We start from the raw sequence: 19,793 nt of genomic DNA on the forward strand, positions 1-19,793 counted from the left end.
CCCTATTTCCCGGCCAAACGGTAAACCACCAAGCCCAGATGCTCTTTCAAAGCAACGTTCAGATCATCAAGATGCGCGTCAAGCTTCCATCCCATCCCCAAGCCCGCCCCAGCCGTGCGGAAATCCACCGGATAGGGAATAAGCCCGGTCCAGCCATTGCGCTCAAACGTCTCAACCGCGCGCGGCATATGGAAGGCCGAGGTGACAAATATCCAATTCTGCCCCGGCTGCGGTTGCAACAATGCCTTGGAGAACACCGCATTTTCCGAAGTGTTGCGCGAGCGATCTTCCAGCACAATTTGCGCCTCGGGCACGCCCATGTTCATCCAAAGCTGGCGCGTCATCACCGCTGAAGCATCGGTCTTAACGTCATAAAGCGGATGGGCACTGCCGCCGGTGAAGATCAACTTGGCGTGCGGGAAAAGGCGGGCAAGCTCCACCCCAGCCGTCATCCGCTCGCCCGCTTCATTCACATTGGGCAGCCCCCAGACCTGCGCCGGGCCGTGATCCTCGGCCCCGCCCAGAACAATGATCCCATCCACATGCGCCGGCAGCGGCGGCATTGCGGGATACTGCACCTCAAGCGCGCGCAAAAGCGGGGTGCCAAGCGGAAAGACCGTCAGCGCCAGCACGGCCGCGAAAGCCAACCCCACCACGCGATGCATGGCCTTAACGCGCCCGGCAGCCCCCAGCAAAAGCGCAGCACCCAGCAGGATCAAGATCCAAGTCTCAAACCGCGCCAGCATTCCAATGGTCTTTGAGGCGATGAAAAACAGGCTCTCCATCAGGGTTTTACCGCGCCATCGCCCGCGCCAAGCCTTTGGCCCAGCTCCGCGCGCTCCAGCAAAGGCCGCCACCATGCCTCATTGTCGAGATACCAGCGCACGGTCCGCCGCAGACCTTCCTCCACCGTCACCGAAGGCCGCCAGCCCAGCTCCTCCCGGATCCGGCTTGGGTCGATCGCATAGCGCGCATCATGGCCGGGGCGATCGGTCACGAAAGCGATCTGCTCGGCATACGAGCCCGCTTTCGGCTGCATCTCATCCAGCAAGGCGCAGATCATGCGCACCAGATCAATGTTGCGCCGCTCATTCTCGCCCCCGATGTTGTAGCTGCGCCCCAAAGCGCCCTTCTCCAGCACCAAGAGCAAAGCTTCGGCATGATCCTCGACATAAAGCCAATCGCGGATGTTCTCGCCCTTGCCGTAGACCGGGATCTCGCGGCCATGCAAAGCGTTCAAGATCACCACCGGGATCAGCTTTTCGGGGAAGTGGTAAGGCCCGTAATTGTTTGAACAATTGGTCAGCACCACCGGCAGGCCGTAGGTCTCATGCCAAGCCCGCACCAAATGGTCCGAAGCCGCTTTCGAGGCCGAATAGGGGCTGCGCGGATCATAGGGCGTCGCTTCCGTGAACTGCCCCTCGGCCCCCAAGGAGCCAAAAACCTCATCGGTTGAGATATGGTGAAACCGGAACCCTTCGGGCTTGCCCGAGGCGGTCCAATAGACCCGCGCGGCCTCGAGCATATTGTAAGTGCCGGTGATATTGGTCTCGATGAAATCCCCCGGCCCGTCGATCGAGCGATCGACATGGCTTTCCGCCGCCAGATGCATCACCGCATCGGGGCGATGGGCGGCAAAGATCCGCTCCAATGCGGCGCGATCGCGGATATCGGCCTTCTCAAAAGCGTAAAGCCCCGAGCCCGCGACCGAGGCGACATTCGCCGCGCAAGCCGCATAGGTCATCGCATCAAGGTTCACCACCTGATGCCCGCGCGCCACCGCCAACCGGACCACGGCTGAGCCGATGAAGCCAGCCCCCCCGGTCACCAAAAGCTTCATGGCAAAGCCTCCCAGCGGAAGGGGCGCGGCGCATCGGCCAGAAGCGGTGCGGCTTGGTCCTTGTCGGACAAAACCGGGTTGCTCACCCCCCAGTCGATGCCCAGCTCTGGGTCATCCCAACGCACCGCGCCATCGCAATCTGGCGCATAAAGAGCGCTGCATTTATACTGCACCTCGGTGTCATCCGTCAGGGTGACAAAGCCGTGCAAGAACCCCTTCGGCACCAGCAATTGACGCCCATTCTCCGCCGTCAACTCAACCGCCGCCCACTGCCCAAACCGCGGTGAGCCTTCGCGGAAATCCACCGCCACATCCAAGATCGCGCCGCGCGTGCAGCGCACCAACTTATCCTGCGCATGCGGCGGGCGTTGGTAATGCAGCCCCCGCAACGTCCCTTTTGCGGCGGAAAAGGACTGGTTGTCTTGCACCCAATCGACCCTAATCCCCGCCTCAGCCATCCGCGACGCGTTATACGTCTCCATGAACCACCCCCTTGCATCGCCAAAGCGACGCGGGGTCAGGATCAGCACTTCGGGCAGGCTTGTGGTGTCAATTTGCATGGTTCCACGCGGATAAAAGGGCATGGGAGGGTGGGGCAGAAAGGCGTGTCTCGAAGTAACCCAAGCGCGCAGCTGATCCTATGCGAAGGGGCTAGAAATTGAACAGCCCCAACAAAGCCGGTCCTGTCACCGACAGCACAAGCAGCATCAGCACCGCCATCAGCCCCAGCATGGCCAGATCATGGCGCATATCCCAAACACCATGCCGATGCGCCAAACGTGCGATCAGCGGCAAAGTGACCAGCCCCGAAAGCCCAAGCCCCAGAAAGGCGCCCCCCAAACCGCCCAACTCGGCCCCCAACAGAAAAGCCAAAGTCTGCGCCAAGGCGCGCTGCGCAATCAGCGTGAAATAGCCCCGCCCATCGCCCTCGGCCAAGGCCGATTGGTCATAGGTCATGCCTATGATCCCCGGCATTTCAGCCAAAGCCACCGCCGTCACAATCAGCCCCGCCGCCAGATAACGCTCATCATAAAGCAGGCGCACCAGCGGCTCCCCGATCAAAGCCAAACCCGCCAGCGCCAGCAAAACCCCCGCCGTCACCGCCCAGCGCGCCTTTCGCAACCGGCCGTCGCCCTCGGCCTTGTTGCGGTAAAGCGGGATCATCACCCGCGCCACCACACTGCGCGCCAACAGCGCCGGAAACGAGGCCAGGAAGTAGCCGACATTGTAAATGCCCAGATCCTCAAGGCTCAGATACCTGCCCAAAATCGCCTTATCGCCCTGCGCCAAAAGAAAGCCGCAGACGGTGGACAAAAGGATCCATTTGCCGAAATGCAAAAGCTCTTGCGCGGCACGCGGCTCCCAATGAAAGCGATTGGCAGCCCCCGGCAGACCAAACCAGCACAAAACCAGCTTGGCGGCCGAGCCCAAAAGCGCCCCCCAAACCAAGGCCCAAACCGAGGGCCAAAGCGCCGCCAAAACCACCATCGCCAGAATGCCAAAGGCCTGCGCGATCAAGTCCAACGCCGTCAGCCGGCCCAGCACCAAATGCCGATTGGCCGTATCAATCCGCGTCGGATTAAAGCCCGAGATCAGCAAGGTCAGCCCCGCCACCGGCAACAGCTGGCGCAGCGCATCCGCCTCCCAAAGCGCCGCCATTGGCCAAGCCAAAGCGCAGCACAAAAGCCACAAAAGCGCCCCGCGCCCGACATTCACCGTCCAAGCCGTGTTCAAAAACTGCGGATCATCGCCGCGCGGGCTGCGGCTGATCGCCGGGCCAATCCCGGTGTCGGAAAACATCTGCAAGCCCACCAGCACCACCGAGACCAAGGCCATCAAGCCAAAAGCCTCGGGGAACAATAGCCGCGTCAGGATCAGGTTCGAGGCCAGCCGCAAGCCTTGGGTCACGACATAGGCCATAGCCGTCAGCGCCGAGCCCCGCAAAGCGCGCCCCATCACCCCCGTTGCCTCTTGCGTCATACTGGCCCGACCCCTCACACCGGCCTGACCCTAGGCTTATGCCGCCAAAAGCGTCAATGCCGGGCCGCTTTGCCCCCCGCCGCCCCGGCCCAAGGCTGACCGCTTTGCATCACCCTGCCACCGAATGCGGCACTGCGGCCAACGCAGGCTTGCGCCCATCCAGAGCTTCTTCGATGGTGCGCGCTGGGTCGCTGCGGCCCGAAGCCTGCGCCTTGCAAAAGGACGTTTATCTTTGCTGCCAAGGGCCCGCTTGTGAAACTGGCATATCTGGTCAACACCTATCCGCAACCCTCGCACAGCTTCATCCGCCGCGAGGTGCAAGCGCTTGAGCGGATGGAATGGCAGATCCACCGCTTCGCCCTGCGCTCCAATCGCGCCGCTTTGGTCGATGCCGCCGATCTGGCTGAAGAAACCCGCACCGAACATATCTTGAAACAAGGCCTTGGCCCGCTGTTGCGCCAAGCCTTGCCCTTTGCCTTGCGCCGCCCGGCGGCGACCTGGCGCTCGTTGCGACTGGCTTTGGCTTGCGGCGCGCGCGGTGCCGGTGGTCCCGCCGGCACCGGAGGCCGCCTGCGCCATCTCATCTACTGGCTCGAAGGCGCTTACTTGGCCGCCCGCTGCCATGCTCTGCGCCTGCCGCATATCCATGCGCATTTCGGCACCAATTCGGCCACCGTCGCCATGCTCGCAGCGGAACTTGGCGGCTTGCGCTTTTCGATGACCGTGCATGGCCCCGAGGAATTCGACGCCCCCCACGCCCATAATCTGGCCGAGAAAACCGCGCGTGCCGCCTTCACCGTGGCGATCTCTTCCTTCGGGCGCGGTCAGCTTTGCCGCTGGGCCGATCTGGCCCATTGGCGCCGCATTTACGTTGTGCATTGCGGGATCGAGCCGTGGCGCTTCCCCGCCCCCGCCCCTTTGCCTCAAACCCCGCCAAAGCTTGTCGCCATCGGCCGCTTGACCGAACAAAAGGGCATCCCCCTTCTGATCGAGGCAATGGCCTTGGTCGCCCGACAAAGGCGCGATCTGCACCTTACCCTGATCGGCGATGGTCCGTTTCGCAGCCTTCTGGAAGCCCAGATCGCCCGCGCCGGTCTGCAACAGCAGATCACCCTGACCGGCTGGCTCGATGAGGCCGGGGTGCGCGACCATCTCGCCCAAGCGCATGCGCTGGTGCTGCCCTCCTTTGCCGAAGGCCTGCCGATGGTGGTGATGGAGGCCTTTGCCGCTGGCCGCCCGGTGATCGCCAGCGCGATCAATGGCGTGCCAGAGCTGGTCACAGCGGACACCGGCTGGCTGGTCCCCTCGGGCGACCCGCAGGCCCTTGCCACGGCCCTGCTCACCTTCGCCGCCACTCCGCCAGAGCGTCTGCAAGCGATGGGCCTTGCCGCCCGCGACCGCGTCCTTGCCCGCCACGACATCCAGACCGAGGCCGAGAAACTGACCGAACTTTTCGCCTCTGGGGGCCGCGCATGAGCCGCTTCACCATCGCCTGCGCCAGCCATTCCGACGCGATCCTGTCGCGCAATCTGGCGCTCTCGCCCTGCCTTGCCAGCATCCCTTTGCATGTCGAGCGGAACGCCCCTTCCGCCGCCACCGCCTATAACCGCGCGCTGGACGCCACCGATGCCGAGGTGGTGATCTTCGCCCATCACGACGTCTACCTGCCGCAAGGCTGGGACCAACTCCTCGCCGCCCGCTTGGCCGAGCTTGAGGCCATAGACCCCAATTGGGCGCTTTATGGCAGCTATGGTGTCGGCCTTGACGCTGCGAATATCGGGCCGGTTTGGTCCACATCTCTGGGCCAAATCGTCGGCCGTGTGCCGCTCGCCCCGGTCGAGGTGCAAAGCTATGACGAACTCCTGATCGTGCTGCGCCGCTCCTCCGGCCTGCGCTTTGATGAGGCGCTGGAAGGCTGGCACTTTTACGGCACCGATATCGTCACCCAAGCCCGCACCCGTGGGCTAAAGGCTTGGGCCGGCGCGCTGCCTTGCATCCACAACGATGGCTTTCACGAAAACCTCGGCCCGGATTACGCCGCCAGCTACCAAGCGATGCGGCGCAAATGGCGCGACCAGCTGCCGCTGCGCTCGCCCATCGTGAAGATCAGCCGATCAGGCCTGCATCTCTTGCGCAGCCAGATCGGCGCGCGCCGCTCCACCAGCTTCCGGGCCGAGATGGCTTTGGACAATGGCACCCCTGTGCAAACCTTGGCCGCCCGCTGCGGCTGGAGCGATCTGAGCGCCTCAGCCTGAACTGCCTCAGCCTGAACTGCCTCAGCGCCCGCGGGTAAACCCCGCAGCGCCGCGCTTCAAACGCACCGCCACAGACACCGCCGCATAGGCGGCAAAGCCCAAAGGATCGCGCAGCGCCAAACGGCCCAGCGCCGGCAGGCCAAGCCGCGCCTTGCCCTCGCGCGCGATCAGCTCAGGCTGCAAAGCCGCCAGCTCCGCCACCCCGCGATCCTGCCGCCGTCGGGTGCGTACCAGCGCCGAGAAGCCCTCGACCATCGGCCAAAGATAGCTGTCTGAGACCTGCACCCGCTCTTCCGGTAAGAACTGCAACCGCACGAAACTATCATCCGAGATGATCTGCGGAAAATCTCCCCAGCGTGCCCGCCCCGCCGCATTCACCGCGTAAAGCCCATATCCCGGAGCGACCGAGCGCGCGAAGGGCAGCTCTTGCCAAAACCGCGCATATGCCCGTGTTAGAGACGATTTTGCCCGCGGGATCACCGGCGTCGCCCCGCCGTAAAGCGGCTCTCGCCGGTCCAAAACCCGCGCCAAAGCCGCCAATACACTCGGCGAGATCACGCAATCCGCATCCAGATAAACCCGCACCGCGCCGCAAGCCGCCCGGTCCCCCGCGGTCAACGCCAAGGGTTTTGAACCCTCGGCCAGTTCCAAAACCTGCAGCCCCGGCAGACGGCCCTTAAAGCCCCGCGCCACCTCGGCGGTGGCATCACGGCAACCATTGGCCACCACGATCACCTCAAACCCGCCCGGCACCGGCTCCGAGCCCGCCACCGCCGCAAGGCAAGCGCCCAGCCACGCCTCTTCGTTCGAGGCTGGGATGATCAGGCTTAGCATTCACAACCACGCGCCAAGGCCGCCCAGCGCGGATTGTCATCGCCAAGATGCCGCAGCGCCCCCCAAGAGCCCCATTTGTTCGGCCCATAGACATCGACAAAGGCATTGAAGGGCTGGTCCGAAACCTCTGCCCAGCCCGTCAGCAACTCTCGATAAAGCTGCCCCATCCCTGCAGAATAATTCAGCGCCACGAAGAATTCTTCCAGCGCGCGGTCATCCACCGCCGCGCCGTAGCCCACCACATGGGTGCCGCCCTCATACATGCCCAGTTTCAAACCATGCGCGGCGGCAACCTTGGCTTGGCGCGGCAGGGTCTGGGTCAAAAGCTGCGCCAAAGTATCTTCGCCCGCGCCGCTGCGGCTGCCATCGCGCAGCTCTGCCACCGCGCGCTCAATCGCCAGATCATAGCGATGCGCGGCGCGATAAGCGGTCAACTCGCGCCCCCGCAAGCCCTTGTCCAGCGCCGCCACCTCGGTCACTGCCGCACTTTCCGCGATCCAAGCTTTGACCATCGGCACCCGGTGCTCGGCCCCCAGAAGGCCCGAGAAATACCCCGTCACCGCCCAAAGATCGAAGCTTTCCGCCGGTGCCGCCAGCCCCTCGGCCTGCGCCAAGGGTGCGGTCAGGATCGCATCCTCAACGCCCTCAACCCCGGTCTGAGTGGCCACCACCCGCACCATCCGCTCGGTGCCACCCATCGCATCAGCGAAAACCGCCATCACCTGCGCGGCGCGCAAGCCGTAGAACTGCAACCAAGTGCCATCACGGCCCCAACGCGCCTTGCCCTCGGCCTCGGCCCAATGGGCTTGGGCGAATTGCCAATTCCAAACCTCGTTTGAAAGCTCCACCCAGACCCGCAACCCGGGGTCCAACTCGGCGCGCACCACCGCCGCATAGGCCTGCACCAAGCCATCATCGGCCAGATGCGGCAGGGTCAACCAAGGCTCGGCCTGCAATTCATTGGCCAAAGCCACCATGATCTCGACCGGCACGCCCGCCCGCGCCCAAGTGAAATCTTGCGGCTTCGGACGGTCCTCGGCGCGGGCCAGCGTCGAGTCATTCGTTGCCATCCAATCCATGAAGCGCAAAAGCCGCACGCCCTTGATCCGGGCCAGCCAGTCGGGATTGAAGATCTGCCCCGCCGCCAAAGCCTCGGCCCGGTCCTGCCGCACCACGACGATATCGCGCAAAGGATCAACGGGGTCGGTCTCGGTCAGCGTCAAGATCACCGCGCCCTCGCCGGGGGTGTAGTCAAAGACCACCTCGCCCACAGCTTCTCGGACGACCCGCGCCCGCCCCTCGACCTTCAGCGCGCCTTTGCCGCTGTGACGCAAGATGTAGCGCCCCGCAACGCCGCCCGCCTCGGCCGGCAGATCGGTCAGGATCAGCGTTGCCAAAGCCGTAACGCCTTCGGGTATATCCTTTGGCCAACCATCAGCATCCAAATGGCCAGCCGCGCGCAGATCGGCATCCTCCATACCGCCCCAGCGCCCCGGCAAATGCCCCACCCAAGGCCGCGCCGTCTTCATCACATTAAGGAAAGGCTGCTGCACCGACCAATCATGCACCCCAGCCAGTCCCAAACCCAAATTGGGATTGGTGATCGGGTCAAAGGCGGGCAGTGGCGCGGCGGCCACCTTTGCCGCCTCAGCCTTTGACCAAACCGGAGCATCGGCCGCGCCATATTCCGCCTGATACTGTGACACCGCCTGCCAAGCGATGCGCTGGAAAGCGGCGGCCTGCGCATCGGTGATCACCGCATCGCGGTTGGCCCAAGTCCGCGACAGCTTGGCCGGCAGGCCTTCGGGGCTTTTGCCGGTCACCGCCGCCAGATGCACCATCGTGATAAAGTAAAAGCCTTTGCCATTGGGATGGATGTCATCCGAGAAAAGCGCGCGGATATCCGCGACCCCCGGCACCTGCCCCGCCGCAATCTCATCGGCCAAAAGCCCCATCGCTTGGCCCGCCGGGATCAGCTGGGCATGCGGCCCTGCCACCTCTTGCCAGCGCGGCAGGTCATCGCGCAGTCTTTGCCGCCACGCCACATCGGCACCGTCATCATGCGGCACCTCGACCCCAAGGCCGGAGTTGAGCGAATGCCAGGTCTCATAAAGCCAAACCCGCGTGTCGGGATTGACCTCGACCGCCGCCTCGGCCCAGCGCGCGACCAGCTCCTCACTGTCGTTCCAGCGCATCTGCGCCAGCAGCGGAATGCCCTCGGTCAGCACCAAATCGGTGACATCGCCTGTCGCCAAACGCTCCCGCGCATCAACGCCGACCGCCGCCGCCGAATGCTCCCATGCATAAGACAAGGGCGCGCCGTCGATGATCTGCGACTGCACCTGCGCGGGCGTCGCCATATGCGCCAGCCCCGCCTCGACCATGCCGGGCAGGTCTGGGCCAACCAAACTATGCCCCACAAACAAGATCTTAGCCGCCAGGCCGAAAAGCCCCATCTTTCACCTACCCCACAATAGGCGCGCGCCTCCCGCGCCAGTTGGACCACATGCAAAACGCGGCCCCGCCAAGTTATAAACCGCGCTTTGGCCCCAAACCAAGCGTTCTGGCCCTTTGGCACCGCCCCACGGTCGCCCTGCCAATCCGGCCCCTACATGCAGCGCCTCTTTTCCCCGCCGCACTATCTGTTATTTAAATCTTAGACACACACCCGGGGGGGATAAAAATGCTGTGTTTTCTGCTGCTAAACGCCCATGCGCGCTTCTACCGCGTCGAGGTGACTGAGACGCTTTTTGGCGATTACACCGTCAGCCGGGAATGGGGCCGCGCCGGTTCGCGCGGGGCCAGTCGGCAAATCTGGCACAGCAACCTGCGCGATGCGGTGCAAGCGGCGGATCGCTGGCGCAGTAAGGCCATGCGTCGAGGCTATGGCTTTGAAAGGATCACGGCATGAGCATTCACCTTTGGGTCCGAGCCGAGCAACGCCCCGCTGAAGAGCGTGTCGGTGTCACCCCCGAAGGCGTGGCGGCGCTGATCAAAGCCGGCATCCGCATCTCGGTTGAGCAAAGCTCGGTCCGCGCCATCCCGATCGACGGCTACCGCGACGCCGGGGCCGAGATCGTGGCCGAAAACTCTTGGCCTGAGGCCCCGCAAGACGCCATCATCTTCGGGCTGAAGGAACTGCCCGAGGATGGCACGCCGCTCACCCATCGCCACATCATGTTCGGCCATGCCTTCAAGGGCCAACCCGCGGGGCAAGTGCTGCTCAAGCGCTTCAAAGCGGGCGGTGGCACGCTTTATGATCTGGAATACCTTGTCGATGAGACCGGCCGCCGCGTCGCCGCCTTTGGCTACTGGGCGGGCTATGCCGGGGCTGCCGTCAGCCTGAAATGCTGGGCGGCGCAACAGCGCGGCACAATCTGCGCCCCGCTGAAGCCCGTGGCCTCGAAAGCCGCGCTTTTGGACGCCCTCACCCAAGAGCTGCGCGGCCTGTCGCTTCCCCGCGCCATCATCATCGGCGCCAAAGGCCGCGTCGGCACCGGAGCCGCCGACCTTTGCCAAGCGCTCAATGTCGAAGCCACCCTTTGGGACATGGCCGAGACCGCCAGCGGTGGCCCTTTCCCCGAAGTGCTCGACCATGAGATCTTCCTCAACTGCATCTTGGCCCGCCCCGGCTGCCCGGTCTTCGTGCCCGCCTCGGCCGTGACCGATCCGGCCCGCAAGCTGACCGTCATTGGCGATATCGCCTGCGATCCAACCTCGGATTTCTCGCCGATCAAAGTCTATGACCGCGCCACCGATTGGGATGCCCCCGCCCTGCGCGTGGCCACCAATCCGCCCCTCGATGTCACCGCCATCGACAATCTGCCCTCGCTGATGCCGGTGGAATCCTCGCAAGATTACGCCAGCCAGCTCTTGCCCACGCTCTTGGCGCTGACCCAACTTGACGCTGGCGTCTGGGCCCGCGCCAAAGCCGATTTCGACCACCATTCCGCCTCGCTTTGATTTGACGATAGGGAATACACAAATGACGATCCATTGGTGCGGCACGGGTCTTTCTTCTGGACCCGGTCTGCGACGGCTGATTGCGGCGGGTCACAAAGTGGTGGTCTGGAACCGGACCGTCGCCAATGCGCGCGAAGCGGTGGGCGATGTCGCCACCGACATCCGCGCCTATACGCTTGCCGACCTTAAAGACGCGCTGGAACCCGGCGATATCGCCATCTCGATGCTGCCCGCCGATCAGCATGTGGCAATCGCTAAGGCCTGCTTGGCCAAAGGCGCGCATTTCGTCTCGTCGTCTTACATCGCGCCCGAGATGCGCGCTTTGGATGCCGAGTTCCGCGAAAAGGGCCTGATTAGCCAGAATGAGGTCGGCCTTGATCCCGGCATCGACCATCTGATGGCGCATGATCTGGTGGCGAAATACCGCGGCTCTGCCGCCTTTGACCCCGAAAACGTGCTCTCCTTCACCTCTTACTGTGGCGGCGTGCCGAAGATCTCCAACGCCTTCCGCTATAAGTTCAGCTGGGCCCCCGCTGGCGTGCTGAAAGCCCTGCGTTCGCCCTCGCGCAGCCTGCGGCATTTCTCTGAACTGCGGGTGGCGCGGCCTTGGGATGCGATCACCTCTTACATCGCGCCGCTGCCGCAGCCCGAAAGCTTTGAGGTCTATCCCAACCGCGACAGCTATCCCTTCATCTCGGATTACCACTTCGACCCGGCATGGAAGCTGAAAGACTTCGTGCGCGGCACCATCCGACTCAACGGCTGGGCCGAGGCTTGGGCGCCGATTTTCCGCGAGATCGAAGGTCTCGAAGGTTCCTCCCCGGCCGAGATTGACGCCGCCCTCACCGCCCGCGCCAATGGCCTTCTGGAAGAAAACGCCTATGCGCCCGGCGAGCCGGACCGCGTGGTCCTCTTCGTCGCCCTGAAGGCTGAAAAAGACGGCAAGCCGGTCTTCGATCAGACTTGGGCGATGGATGCTTGGGGTGACGCGCGCGGCTCGGCGATGGGGCGGCTTGTCTCGGTGCCGGTTTCGCTGGCGGTCGAATCGGTCCTGAAGCGGCAGATCGCAGCGGGCGTCCATTCCGCCCCGCATGACCCGCGTTTGGTCTCGGCTTGGATGGATGAGATCCAAAAGCTCTCGCAATATCTGGCACGGATTGACCATCTGGCCTAAGCGCACTGGCCGCAAAGGCCAGCCGCAGCCCAGCCTGACGTAAACCATACGTCAGCCATACCTAAACCATACGCCAGCCATACGTTGGTTTTGCGGCAAACTCATCAAGCGGCGCGCCCCGATTGCGCCGCCTGATGGCGTGACAGAGCCGCCCTCTCGGGCTATGGTCTAGCCCTGAACCGGGGCAACAACCCGGACCTGCCAGAGGATATTGAGCATCCATGCGCCGCCGCGACAGCAATGCCACCGGAGGCCCGAGCCTGCCCGATCGCTGGGCCGCATGGAGGGCTGCGCGCAGCCCCGCCGCCACTGGTTTCACCTCGCAACCCGACCCGCGCTCGATCGGGCTTTACGCCCGCGGCAAGCAGCTTCTGGCGGGAAATATCCTGCTGGCAGGCTACCTTATCGAAGCGCCGGGCGCGCATCTGTGGGATCTCGACGCCCCTGATCCGGTGTTCGAGGCGGAAGCACAGGGCTTTGCTTGGGTCGATGATCTCGCCGCTTTGGGCGCGGCCAAAGCGCGCGTCTTGGCACAGGATTGGACTTGGGGCTGGATCGCGCGTTACGGCGATGGCTCTGGCAACGGCTGGACGCCCGATCTGACCGGACGGCGCATAATTCGTTGGATTCACAACGCAATTTTTCTGCTGCAAGGCCGCGACAAAGCGCAGTCTGACGCCTTTTACACCTCGCTCTCCCGCCAAGCCGCCTATCTTTCCCTGCGCTGGAAAGCCGCCCGCCCCGGCCTGCCCCGGTTCGAGGCGTTGGTGGGGCTTCTTTACGCCGGCCTCTCCCTGATCGGCAAAGACGCCCTGATCGCCCCGGCGCTGACGGCCCTCTGCCGTGAATGCAGCAGCCAGATCGACGCCGAAGGCGGCATCGCCACCCGTAACCCCGAGGAATTGCTCGAGGTTTTCACCCTCCTCACTTGGGCCATCCGCGCCTTGGCCGAAGCCGACCGCCCGATCCCGACCGAGATTTCCGACGCCATCGGCCGCCTCGCCCCGTCCTTGCGCATCCTGCGCCACGCTGACGGAGGGCTTGCCCGCTTTCACGGCGGCGGCAAGGGCCAAGAGGGGCGGCTCGACCAAGCCCTCTCCTTGGTCGGCCCCGGCACGGCCATCGGCCATATCGCCACTGCGATGGGCTATGTGCGGCTAAGTGGCGGACGAACTTCAGTAATTCTTGACGCCGCCAACCCGCCCTCGGGCCGTGCCAGCGCCACCGCCCATGCCTCAACGGCGGGATTTGAGCTCACCTCAGGCCGCCGCCCGCTGGTGGTGTCCTGCGGCTCCGGCCTGCCCTTTGGCCCCGATTGGCGCCTTGCAGGCCGCGCCACCCAATCGCATTCCGCCCTGAGCCTCACAGGCTTCTCCTCCTCCCGCTTTGGCAAAAAGGTCGAGGCGGCCCTTTTGGACGACACCGCCAAAGTCGCCGATCTGCGCATGGCGGGCGGCGAAGGCGCAATGGTCCAACTCAGCCACGACGGCTGGCTCGCCACCCACGGCCTCACCGCCACCCGCGAGTTGCACCTCTCCGGCGACGGCCGCCGCCTTGGCGGCAGCGACAGCCTGACCGCCATGTCCTTCGCCGATCGCAAGCGCTTCGGCGCAGTACTGGATCGCTCGAACCTCGAAGCCATTGGTTTTGCGATACGTTTTCACCTCCACCCCGATGTGGATGCCACTTTGGACATGGGCGGCACCGCGGTTTCCATGCAGTTGCGCTCGGGGGAAATTTGGGTCTTCCGCCACGATGGCACGGGAAAACTCTCGCTTGATCCGTCGTTTTATCTGGAAAAAGGCCGGATAAATCCGCGTCCGACGCTGCAAATCACCCTTTCCGCCGTTGCGCGCGATGTTGAGACGCGCATCGGCTGGACCTTGGCGAAAGCACAGGATACTCCGCTGGCCATCCGCGATCTGGACCGGGACGATCCGGTTCCCCTCTAAGGAGGCACACCGATGCACCACCCTTCCACCGACCGCGTCTATCTTGGCCGCGCGCTCATTTCCGTCTCCGACAAGACCGGCGTGCTGGATCTGTCGCGCGCGCTCATCGCCAAAGGGATCGAGCTGATCTCGACCGGAGGCACGGCCGCACTCCTGCGCGACGCGGGCCTGCCGGTGCAAGATGTGAGCGAAATCACGGGCTTCCCCGAGATGATGGATGGTCGCGTCAAGACGCTACATCCCAATATCCACGGCGGCCTGCTGGCTTTGCGCGATGATGATGAGCATCTTCTGGCCATGGCCGCGCATTCGATCCAGCCGATCGACCTGCTCGTCGTGAACCTCTACCCGTTCGAGGCCACCGTCGCCAAAGGCGCGGATTACGAGACCTGCATCGAGAATATCGACATCGGCGGCCCGGCGATGATCCGTGCGGCGGCCAAGAACCACAAATTCGTCTCGGTCATCACCGATCCGGCTGATTACGCAGAGCTTTTGGCGCAGCTTGACGCCAATGACGGCGCCACCACTTTGGCCTTCCGCCAGCGTCTGGCGCTGACCGCCTATGCCCGCACCGCCGCCTATGACACCGCTGTCTCGACTTGGCTGGCGGGTGCTTTGGCCGAGCCTTCGCCGAAATACCGCAGCTTCGCTGGCCGTTTGGCCCAGCCCCTGCGCTATGGAGAGAACCCGCACCAAAAGGCCGCTTTCTACACCGATGGCTCCAGCCGCCCTGGTGTCGCCACCGCCAAGCAATGGCAGGGCAAAGAGCTTTCTTACAACAATATCAACGACACCGATGCCGCGTTTGAGCTGGTGGCCGAGTTTGATCCGAAAGACGGCCCCGCCGTCGCCATCATCAAACACGCCAACCCTTGCGGCGTCAGCCGGGGGGCCTCGCTGAAAGAGGCCTATATCCGCGCCTATAACTGCGACCAGACCTCGGCCTTTGGCGGCATCGTGGCGCTGAACCAGCCCTTGGATGCCGAAACCGCGACCGAGATCGTCAAGATCTTCACCGAGGTCGTCATCGCCCCCGGTGCCAGCGACGAGGCCCGCGCGATCTTTGCTGCCAAAAAGAACCTGCGCCTTTTGACCACCGAGGGTCTGCCCGATGCGGCAGCGCCCGGTCTGGCTTTCAAGCAAGTCGCTGGTGGGCTTTTGGTGCAAGACCGTGATTCGCAACCGCTTTCGGTTTCGGATCTGAAGGTCGTCACCACCCGCGCGCCCTCGGACGCCCAAATGGCTGACCTCCTTTTCGCGTGGAAGGTTGCCAAACACGTCAAATCCAACGCCATCGTCTATGTCAAAGACGGCGCCACCGTTGGCGTGGGCGCGGGCCAGATGAGCCGCGTCGACAGCACCCGCATCGCCGCCCGCAAGGCCGATGATATGGCCGAGGTGCTGAGCCTGCCGCAAAGCCCGACCATCGGCTCTGTGGTTGCCTCGGATGCGTTTTTCCCATTTGCTGACGGTCTTCTGACCGCCGCAGCGGCAGGGGCAACCGCAATCATCCAACCCGGTGGCAGCATGAATGACCAAGCCGTGATCGATGCCGCGAATGAGGCGGGTCTGGCGATGGTCTTCACCGGCCAGCGTCACTTCCGGCACTGATATGAAAAAGCTTGCGATTTCAGCCATCGCCATCTTTGCGCTTGATCAAGCGACCAAGGTGGGCGTGCTTTTTGGGATGAACCTGATTGAGCGGCAAGTGATTGATTTCATTTCGCCCTATCTCGATTTCCGCATGGCTTGGAATCGCGGCATCAACTTTGGCCTTCTGAGCGGCGAAGCCGAGCTGACTCGCTGGCTTTTGATCTTGGTGGCCCTGGCAATCTCGGCTTGGGTCATCCACTGGGTCCGCAAAGAGCCGCAGAACCAACTTGCGCAAGTTTCCGCCGGCATTTTGGTCGGCGGAGCCTTGGGCAATGTGGTGGACCGGGTGCTCTACGGCGCGGTGGCGGATTTCCTGAACATGTCCTGCTGCGGCTTTGAGAACCCCTATTCCTTCAATGTTGCTGATATTGCGATCTTTGTCGGCGCTTTTGGTCTTGTGCTTTTCACCGGCAAGCCCACTTCTGGCGACAGTGGCGGGTCAGACGGATCGAATGGCAAGCTGCCCAAAAGCAAGGCTCCAAAACCCACTGCAAAGACCCCGTGACGCGGGGCGCAGCTTGGGTTAAGACGGGGCAAAGGACGTGGAGGCTTCGTTGATGCAGGCAAAGGCTGGCGTAACCGCCATCGCAATCGTGGCGATGCTCGGGCTTGCAGCCTGCGGCGATCGTTCTGAGCCGCCGGAGCTTATGAACCTCAAGGCGACAGAGGGGCCGGATGAGTTTGGCATCCTGCCGCCGAAGCCGCTTGAGCTGCCGAAATCTCTGGCTGAACTGCCAGAACCGACGCCGGGCGGTGCCAATCGCACCGATCCGCGCCCGATGGACGATGCCGCAATTGCCCTTGGCGGCACCGGCCAGTCCAGCACTGGTGGCGGCGTGCCCGCCGCAGATGGCGCGCTTTACGCCCATACCGCGCGCTTTGGCACCCAAGACAACATCCGCGCCCAATTGGCCTCGGAAGATCTGCAATGGCGCCGCGACAACAACGGCCGCGTGCTTGAGCGGCTGATGAATGTGAACGTCTATTTCAAAGCCTATAAGAAGTTCTGGCTCGACCAGCATGGTGAGCTGGCAGCTTGGCGTGCCCGCGGCGTCCGCACGCCCTCGGCCCCGCCGGCCAATGCGTCCGAGAAATAAGACCAACTTCGCTTTGGCGGCTTAAGGGGCTCCCCCCACAGCCACCCTTTTCCTGCCCAGCTGCATTTTGCAGGCCAGGTCTTGCCGCTTTGTCGCCTGCTCAAGGTGGCATCACAACCGCGTTGCCCCCGCTTGCCCCCTGCCCACTTGGCAGGACATAGCTTGTGCACTGCCAAACGGAGGCCTTTTGATGCTCTTTCGCTCGTTCCTGTCGGCTTTGAAGATCCGGCCCGGCAAGCTGGTGCTGCCAACGGCGCTGATGGCCAGCCTGTCCTTGATGACCCCGGCACAGGCCGAAACGGTCTCGACCTTCACGCTAGAGAACGGGCTGCAAGTGGTGCTGATTGAAGACCATCGCGCCCCCGTGGTGGTGCAGATGATCTGGTATCGCGCCGGTGCCGCCGATGAGCCCGCGGGCAAATCCGGCATCGCGCATTTCCTTGAACACCTGATGTTCAAAGGCACCGATACGATCCCGCCCAACGCCTTCTCGGCGATGATCGAGGCGCAGGGCGGCGATGACAATGCCTTCACCTCATGGGACTATACCGCCTATTTCCAACGCATTGCTGCTGACCGGCTGGAACTGGTGATGGAGATGGAAGCCGACCGGATGCGCAATCTGCGCATGACCGAAGAGGATGTCACCACCGAGCGGCAGGTGGTCTTGGAAGAGCGCAGCCAACGGACCGACAGCGATCCCGGCGCGCTGATGGCCGAGCAGATGCGGGCCGCGCAATTCATGAACCACCGCTACGGCGTGCCGATTATCGGCTGGCGTCATGAGATGGAAGAGCTAAGCCGCGCCGATGCTTTGGCTTGGTATACGAAGTTCTACGCCCCGAATAATGCAATCCTGATCATCGCGGGCGATGCCGATCCGGCGCAGGTCAAGGAATGGGCCGAGAAATATTACGGACCCATCCTGCCCTCGCCCGAGATCGGCCCGCGCCTGCGCCCGCAAGAGCCGCCACAGCTGGCTGAACGTCGCCTGAGCTATGCCGATGAGCGGGTCTCGGACCCCTATATCTACCGCAGCTATCTGGCCCCCGAGCGCGATCCCGGCGCCCAGAAAGAGGCGGCAGCTCTGACGATCTTGGCCGAACTTTTGGGCGGCGACGGCCAAACCTCGCATCTGGCGCGGGCACTGCAATTTGACAGCCAAACCGCCGTCTATTCGGCCGCCTATTATAATGGCACCGCGATTGACGACACCACTTTCGGGCTCATCCTCGTGCCTGCGCCGGGCGTGTCCTTGGATGAGGCCGAGGCCGCTTTGGATGCCGCCGTGGCGGATTTCATCGCCCAAGGCCCTGATCCAGCGGCGTTTGCCCGGATCCAGACCCAGATCCGCGCCTCGGAGATCTATGCCCGCGACAATATCCGCGGTCTGGCGCAGCGCTACGGCGAAGGGCTGACCATTGGCCTCAGCCTTGAAGATGTGCAGGCTTGGGATGATGTGCTCGCCTCGGTCACCATCGAAGAGGTGCAGGCGGTTGCGGCGCAAGTTCTGGACCGCAAGAACGCCGTGACCGCACGGCTCTTGCGCGCCGAAGAACCGCCTAAGCCCGAGACAGAGCCCAGCTCTGAAAGCCCTGATGAGGCTGCCGCAGAAGCGCCCGCCCAAATCCCCACCGAGGAGACCCAGCAATGACCCTGCTTTCCCGCCTCGGTCTGGCTTTCGCCACCGTCCTTGCCCTGAGCCTGCCCGCCAAGGCCGAGCTGAACATCCAAGAGGTCACCTCTCCCGGTGGCATCAAAGCTTGGCTGGTCGAAGATCACGGCATTCCTTTTGTGGCGCTTGAGGTGGTGTTCAAGGGCGGAACCTCGCTCGACTCGCCCGAAGCACGCGGTGCGACCTATCTGATGACGGCGCTTTTGGAAGAAGGCGCGGGAGAGTTGGACAGCCGCGGCTTTGCCGAAGCCCGCGACAGCCTTGCCGCCAGCTTCGGCTTCGACACCGGCGGCGATTCCGTCTCAGTCTCGGCCCGGATACTGACGGAGAACCGCGATGCCGCCGTGGATCTGCTGCGCGAGGCTTTGGTCAACCCGCGCTTTGATCAAAGCGCCATTGACCGGGTGCGCGAACAGGTGTTGTCCTCGCTGCGCGCTGATGCCAAATCGCCCGAAGCCTTGGCTCCGCAAAGCTTTTACCGGCAAGCCTTTGGCGAGCACCCTTACGGCTCTGCCGGCGAAGGCACGATCGAAAGCGTCACCGCGCTCAGCCGGGAGAATATTCAAGCCGCCCATAAAGGCGCGCTGGCGCATGACCGGATCTACGTCGCTGCCTCGGGCGACATCACCGCGGATGAGCTGGCAAAGCTTTTGGACCGCCTCTTCGCGGATCTGCCCGCGACAGGCACGCCGATGCCCCCACGCGCACCATGGCTGCTAGAGCCCGGCGTGACCGTCGAGACCTTCCCCTCGCCGCAATCGGTGGTGTTCTTCGGCCATCGCGGCATCCCCCGCGACGACGAGGACTTCTTCGCCGCCTATATCCTGAATGAGGCGATGGGCGGCGGCCGCTTCTCGGCCCGGCTGATGAAAGAAGTCCGCGAGAAGCGTGGCCTCACCTATGGCATTGGCACCTCCCTGGCGCCGATGGACCAGGCAGAGCTTTACCTCGGGCAGTTCTCCGCCTCGAACGATAAGGTGGCCGAGGCGATCCAAGTGGTCCGCGACGAATGGGCCCGCGTCGCTGAAGAAGGCCTGACCGAGACCGAACTTTCGGAGGTCAAAACCTATCTCACCGGCAGCTATCCTTTGCGTTTTGTCGGCAATGGCAGCATCGCCAACATACTGGTCGGCATGCAAATGGAAGACTTGCCGCTCGATTATGCAGTGACCCGCAATGATAAGATCGAGGCGGTGACGCTAGAGGATATCGCGCGTGTGGCAAAAACCTTGTTCCAGCCCGAGGCTTTGCATTTCGTCGTCGTCGGCCAGCCAAGCGGTCTGTGATCCAAAAGCGCGGCTGCCGCCGCAAGCTTTATGCGCGGCTGCCGCTTTGCTCTGCATTGAGCGCGCCTGATGGGGGCATTC

General features: G+C 63.5%; 17 protein-coding genes. 11 read left to right on the forward strand and 6 right to left on the reverse strand.

Annotated features, from left to right (window positions below; translation table 11 throughout):
- Positions 1 to 2: 2 nt before the first annotated feature.
- The 4 genes from Q9295_RS07630 to Q9295_RS07645 form a co-directional block, all read right to left on the reverse strand.
- Entirely contained in the window at positions 3 to 785 is a 783-nt protein-coding gene (locus Q9295_RS07630) for a YdcF family protein (RefSeq protein ID WP_306679940.1), read from the reverse strand.
- On the reverse strand, positions 785 to 1,840 hold the full coding sequence (rfbB, locus tag Q9295_RS07635) for a dTDP-glucose 4,6-dehydratase (protein WP_306679941.1): 1,056 nt from the start codon (positions 1,838 to 1,840) through the stop codon (positions 785 to 787). Before rfbB ends, Q9295_RS07630 begins: the two co-directional genes overlap by 1 nt.
- Positions 1,837 to 2,400 (reverse strand): dTDP-4-dehydrorhamnose 3,5-epimerase, encoded by a 564-nt coding sequence (gene rfbC, locus Q9295_RS07640; RefSeq protein ID WP_306679942.1) that lies wholly within the window; start codon positions 2,398 to 2,400, stop codon positions 1,837 to 1,839. Before rfbC ends, rfbB begins: the two co-directional genes overlap by 4 nt.
- Positions 2,401 to 2,491: 91 nt before the next feature.
- Positions 2,492 to 3,820 carry an oligosaccharide flippase family protein gene (locus Q9295_RS07645; protein WP_306679943.1) on the reverse strand — a complete coding sequence of 443 codons (1,329 nt, stop codon included), beginning with the start codon at positions 3,818 to 3,820 and terminating at the stop codon, positions 2,492 to 2,494.
- Positions 3,821 to 4,072: 252 nt separating this feature from the next.
- On the opposite strand from Q9295_RS07645, the gene Q9295_RS07650 reads away from it, so the two are divergent.
- A complete protein-coding gene (locus Q9295_RS07650) occupies positions 4,073 to 5,296 on the forward strand; it encodes a glycosyltransferase (protein WP_306679944.1) in 1,224 nt (407 codons plus the stop codon).
- A complete protein-coding gene (locus Q9295_RS07655; RefSeq protein WP_306679945.1) occupies positions 5,293 to 6,075 on the forward strand; it encodes a glycosyltransferase family protein in 783 nt (260 codons plus the stop codon). Before Q9295_RS07650 ends, Q9295_RS07655 begins: the two co-directional genes overlap by 4 nt.
- Before the next feature lie 21 nt (positions 6,076 to 6,096).
- On the opposite strand, the gene Q9295_RS07660 is transcribed toward Q9295_RS07655, so the two are convergent.
- Both Q9295_RS07660 and Q9295_RS07665 read right to left on the reverse strand, forming a co-directional pair.
- Positions 6,097 to 6,909 carry a glycosyltransferase family 2 protein gene (locus Q9295_RS07660; RefSeq protein ID WP_306679946.1) on the reverse strand — a complete coding sequence of 271 codons (813 nt, stop codon included), beginning with the start codon at positions 6,907 to 6,909 and terminating at the stop codon, positions 6,097 to 6,099.
- The gene (locus Q9295_RS07665; protein ID WP_306679947.1) at positions 6,903 to 9,365 is read right to left on the reverse strand and encodes a hypothetical protein; all 2,463 of its coding nucleotides are present in this window, start codon (positions 9,363 to 9,365) and stop codon (positions 6,903 to 6,905) included. Before Q9295_RS07665 ends, Q9295_RS07660 begins: the two co-directional genes overlap by 7 nt.
- Before the next feature lie 227 nt (positions 9,366 to 9,592).
- Here Q9295_RS07665 and Q9295_RS07670 point away from each other — a divergent pair, with 227 nt between their 5' ends.
- The 9 genes from Q9295_RS07670 (at position 9,593) to Q9295_RS07710 (ending at position 19,712) form a co-directional block, all read left to right on the forward strand.
- Positions 9,593 to 9,820 (forward strand): WGR domain-containing protein, encoded by a 228-nt coding sequence (locus Q9295_RS07670; RefSeq protein ID WP_306679948.1) that lies wholly within the window; start codon positions 9,593 to 9,595, stop codon positions 9,818 to 9,820.
- Positions 9,817 to 10,872 carry a saccharopine dehydrogenase gene (locus Q9295_RS07675; RefSeq protein ID WP_306679949.1) on the forward strand — a complete coding sequence of 352 codons (1,056 nt, stop codon included), beginning with the start codon at positions 9,817 to 9,819 and terminating at the stop codon, positions 10,870 to 10,872. The genes Q9295_RS07670 and Q9295_RS07675 overlap by 4 nt, the downstream gene beginning before the upstream one ends.
- 22 nt (positions 10,873 to 10,894) lie before the next feature.
- Positions 10,895 to 12,046 (forward strand): saccharopine dehydrogenase family protein, encoded by a 1,152-nt coding sequence (locus Q9295_RS07680; protein ID WP_306679950.1) that lies wholly within the window; start codon positions 10,895 to 10,897, stop codon positions 12,044 to 12,046.
- A gap of 221 nt (positions 12,047 to 12,267) precedes the next feature.
- Positions 12,268 to 13,998 carry a heparinase II/III family protein gene (locus Q9295_RS07685; RefSeq protein ID WP_306679951.1) on the forward strand — a complete coding sequence of 577 codons (1,731 nt, stop codon included), beginning with the start codon at positions 12,268 to 12,270 and terminating at the stop codon, positions 13,996 to 13,998.
- A gap of 12 nt (positions 13,999 to 14,010) precedes the next feature.
- Positions 14,011 to 15,612: a bifunctional phosphoribosylaminoimidazolecarboxamide formyltransferase/IMP cyclohydrolase gene (gene purH, locus Q9295_RS07690; RefSeq protein ID WP_306679952.1), complete on the forward strand. Its 1,602-nt coding sequence runs from the start codon at positions 14,011 to 14,013 to the stop codon at positions 15,610 to 15,612.
- Between the two features lies 1 nt (position 15,613).
- On the forward strand, positions 15,614 to 16,159 hold the full coding sequence (gene lspA, locus Q9295_RS07695) for a signal peptidase II (protein WP_306679953.1): 546 nt from the start codon (positions 15,614 to 15,616) through the stop codon (positions 16,157 to 16,159).
- A 52-nt stretch (positions 16,160 to 16,211) separates the two neighbouring features.
- The gene (locus Q9295_RS07700; protein WP_306680092.1) at positions 16,212 to 16,751 is read left to right on the forward strand and encodes a DUF3035 domain-containing protein; all 540 of its coding nucleotides are present in this window, start codon (positions 16,212 to 16,214) and stop codon (positions 16,749 to 16,751) included.
- A gap of 190 nt (positions 16,752 to 16,941) precedes the next feature.
- Complete coding sequence (locus Q9295_RS07705; RefSeq protein ID WP_444860515.1) at positions 16,942 to 18,405, forward strand: M16 family metallopeptidase; 1,464 nt, start codon at positions 16,942 to 16,944, stop codon at positions 18,403 to 18,405.
- Positions 18,402 to 19,712: a M16 family metallopeptidase gene (locus Q9295_RS07710; protein ID WP_306679954.1), complete on the forward strand. Its 1,311-nt coding sequence runs from the start codon at positions 18,402 to 18,404 to the stop codon at positions 19,710 to 19,712. Before Q9295_RS07705 ends, Q9295_RS07710 begins: the two co-directional genes overlap by 4 nt.
- Positions 19,713 to 19,793 lie beyond the last annotated feature (81 nt).

The sequence above is a fragment of the Pseudogemmobacter lacusdianii genome (genome assembly GCF_030848395.1).
Classification (GTDB): Bacteria; Pseudomonadota; Alphaproteobacteria; order Rhodobacterales; family Rhodobacteraceae; genus Pseudogemmobacter; species Pseudogemmobacter lacusdianii.

Bases quoted from the DNA above. Each gene is read 5' to 3' on its own strand.
- Q9295_RS07700 (WP_306680092.1), top strand. From the start codon at position 16,212: ATGCAGGCAAAGGCTGGCGTAACCGCCATCGCAATCGTGGCGATGCTC.
- Q9295_RS07660 (WP_306679946.1), bottom strand. From the start codon at position 6,909: ATGCTAAGCCTGATCATCCCAGCCTCGAACGAAGAGGCGTGGCTGGGC.
- Q9295_RS07630 (WP_306679940.1), bottom strand. From the start codon at position 785: ATGGAGAGCCTGTTTTTCATCGCCTCAAAGACCATTGGAATGCTGGCG.
- rfbB (WP_306679941.1), bottom strand. From the start codon at position 1,840: ATGAAGCTTTTGGTGACCGGGGGGGCTGGCTTCATCGGCTCAGCCGTG.
- Q9295_RS07680 (WP_306679950.1), top strand. From the start codon at position 10,895: ATGACGATCCATTGGTGCGGCACGGGTCTTTCTTCTGGACCCGGTCTG.
- rfbC (WP_306679942.1), bottom strand. From the start codon at position 2,400: ATGCAAATTGACACCACAAGCCTGCCCGAAGTGCTGATCCTGACCCCG.
- purH (WP_306679952.1), top strand. From the start codon at position 14,011: ATGCACCACCCTTCCACCGACCGCGTCTATCTTGGCCGCGCGCTCATT.
- Q9295_RS07645 (WP_306679943.1), bottom strand. From the start codon at position 3,820: ATGACGCAAGAGGCAACGGGGGTGATGGGGCGCGCTTTGCGGGGCTCG.
- Q9295_RS07705 (WP_444860515.1), top strand. From the start codon at position 16,942: ATGCTCTTTCGCTCGTTCCTGTCGGCTTTGAAGATCCGGCCCGGCAAG.
- Q9295_RS07685 (WP_306679951.1), top strand. From the start codon at position 12,268: ATGCGCCGCCGCGACAGCAATGCCACCGGAGGCCCGAGCCTGCCCGAT.
- Q9295_RS07665 (WP_306679947.1), bottom strand. From the start codon at position 9,365: ATGGGGCTTTTCGGCCTGGCGGCTAAGATCTTGTTTGTGGGGCATAGT.
- Q9295_RS07655 (WP_306679945.1), top strand. From the start codon at position 5,293: ATGAGCCGCTTCACCATCGCCTGCGCCAGCCATTCCGACGCGATCCTG.
- Q9295_RS07710 (WP_306679954.1), top strand. From the start codon at position 18,402: ATGACCCTGCTTTCCCGCCTCGGTCTGGCTTTCGCCACCGTCCTTGCC.
- Q9295_RS07675 (WP_306679949.1), top strand. From the start codon at position 9,817: ATGAGCATTCACCTTTGGGTCCGAGCCGAGCAACGCCCCGCTGAAGAG.
- Q9295_RS07670 (WP_306679948.1), top strand. From the start codon at position 9,593: ATGCTGTGTTTTCTGCTGCTAAACGCCCATGCGCGCTTCTACCGCGTC.
- lspA (WP_306679953.1), top strand. From the start codon at position 15,614: ATGAAAAAGCTTGCGATTTCAGCCATCGCCATCTTTGCGCTTGATCAA.